This is a genomic window from Caballeronia sp. INML3B (assembly GCF_023631305.1).
In the GTDB taxonomy this organism is placed as follows: Bacteria; Pseudomonadota; Gammaproteobacteria; order Burkholderiales; family Burkholderiaceae; genus Caballeronia; species Caballeronia turbans.
Genome location: NZ_JALQDI010000098.1, coordinates 1 through 640, shown reverse-complemented (window position 1 = coordinate 640; position 640 = coordinate 1). Strand labels below are relative to the sequence as shown.

The window sequence follows — 640 nt, the reverse complement described above, 5'->3', positions numbered from 1 at the left end:
GGCGGCCTCAAATCTGAAGTGCAACACCTGTCTCATATAAGGTGTTGCGATGAACGAAAGAACCCAGTACAAGCAACTGCAACCAGAAGAGCGCCTGACCATTGCAAGCCTGCATCTGCAGGGTTCGAGTATCCGGGCCATGGCCCGGATACTCGGGCGCTCGCCGGCCACCGTGAGTCGTGAACTGACGCGAAACAGCTGTCCTGCCGGCTACGCGTCGGTGCCGGCTGAAACGCTCAGGGCCGCGCGCCGCAGCGGGGGGCGCCGGCCCGCAAAGCTTTGCCTGCAAGGCGTCTGCTGGCGTGTCGTTCTCACTCTGCTCGAGTGGAAATGGTCGCCCCAGCAGATATCGGGCACACTGAAGCGAATGTATCGGACCGACCCGACCCAGCAGGTTTCACACGAAACCATCTACACGGCCATCTATGCCCAGCCGCGTGGCGAACTGCGCCGTCAGCTCATTGCGTGCTTGCGCCACGGCCACAGCACGCGCATGCCGCGCACACGGGGCATTGACCGGCGCGGACAGATTCCCGACATGGTCAGCATTCATGTGCGACCGCCTGAAATCGAAGACCGACTGCTGCCTGGACACTGGGAAGGCGATCTCATCAAAGGTGCCGGCAACCAGTCCGCAGTC

Annotated in this window: 1 protein-coding gene; it reads left to right on the top strand. The window is 62.2% G+C overall.

The annotated features are described in order from the left end of the window. Nucleotides 1-49 precede the first annotated feature (49 nt). Nucleotides 50-640, top strand: a 591-nt coding sequence (locus NCS58_RS34045; RefSeq protein ID WP_250478540.1) for an IS30 family transposase, incomplete at its 3' end; no start/stop codon positions are given.